The sequence below is a fragment of the Flavobacterium sp. genome, assembly GCF_013822155.1.
Taxonomy (GTDB): Bacteria; Bacteroidota; Bacteroidia; order Flavobacteriales; family Flavobacteriaceae; genus Flavobacterium.
The window spans coordinates 1-1440 of sequence record NZ_PNJW01000166.1; the positions used below are offsets into that span (position 1 = coordinate 1).

Genomic DNA, 1440 nt, shown 5'->3' on the forward strand with positions numbered 1-1440 from the left:
AAACTCCGTAATATTCTTCTGTAAATTATCAATCTCTTTTTGTATATTAAAAAATGTTTCAAGCTGCTTCTCAATATTAAGAGCTCTTTCCAATCTATTTTGCTGGATTTTTAAATTCTCATCGATAACACTGAATTCGTTAATAACCTTTTCTTGTTCTTCAAACCATTTTATTATCTTATCTAATTCTTTAATTTGATCATCTAGTTTTAGAATTTCACTTCTATTCTCAAGATAAGATAAAACTCCGCTACTTAATTTACTGTCTTCAGATTCTTTCCCATCTCTAGCCAATATTATTGTATCGATACGTAACTTAGCCTTGATTAATTCTTCTTCCAGTATTAACAATCGAACATCAATATTCCTAGATAGATTATCATAAGAAGTTTGATTGAATGTATTTCGATCAATTAAATTTAAGTTTTCATTTTCTTTATTGAGCGAATTGATTACTTCATTAATTTCATCAAATTTTTTAAACTCTTGTTCAAAATCAATCTCAACTTGATATTTAGCTTCTTCTTTATTTTTTCTATCGACTAAATCTTTTCTTTCATCTTTTATATACTCTAGTAGACGAATGATCTTCTTATATGCTGAGTCATATTTTTTTAAATTATCATCAATTTCCAAGAAGTTTTCATAGCGTTTATCGGCTTTCTCTTCTTTCAGAAAAGCATCTATTAAATCTTGAGTTAATATTTGATTTTGAAAATACTCGTTTACAGGTTTTTCATTATACTTATAAACCTTCTTTTTATTGATAGTATTCTCAAAATTTTGCGAACTAGTTTCAACTATCACTTTTCCTGACAACGAAGCCTTATTTAATAACAAGGGAGAGTCATTATCTTTTCTTACTTTTTCAAAATCCACCATCCTATCGAAACGTTGAATTTTATGAGTAACTCCCCATTCAACAGCATCATAGAAAGAAGTTTTACCAAACCCATTGGGAGCATATATTGAAGCGAAATTCATTATTTCACCACCTTTCGTAAAATCAAAAGTGGCATCTTCTTCTTTTTCAAATGCTCTGAAACCAGTAATTTTTACACTTTTAATTTTCATAATGTAGTTATTTTTTTAACAAACGCTTCTTGAGCTTTCCTGTCGCCAATAAGTTTTTCTTCATCTAATAACAGTTCCCAAAGCTTTTCATTTTTAGGGATGTATTCTGAAATAGTGACTTCTTGAGTCTCCTCAACAATTTCTTTTAAATCTGCATTAGTAATATGTTTTACAATTAAGCGATTCGCCTCATCTTCACTAATATCTTTATTATGAGAATCCTCAACAATCTTTCTACTTGAAAATTTATCATTCTCAATTTTGTTTTTAAGTTCCTTGGGAGTTATATCACTCGTTATATATATGATGTAGAGATTCCATTTTTCATACACTGTTTCTAATTTAGATTGGTATTTTAATGCAATT

General features: G+C 28.2%; 2 protein-coding genes. Both read right to left on the reverse strand.

Translation table 11 applies throughout. The features are described 5' to 3' along the window. Positions 1-1074: AAA family ATPase (locus C0512_RS15610; RefSeq protein ID WP_290863237.1), on the reverse strand; the 1074-nt coding region annotated here is incomplete at its 3' end. After that, positions 1071-1440: ABC-three component system middle component 1 (locus C0512_RS15615; RefSeq protein ID WP_290863239.1), on the reverse strand; the 370-nt coding region annotated here is incomplete at its 5' end. The genes C0512_RS15610 and C0512_RS15615, both read right to left, overlap by 4 nt.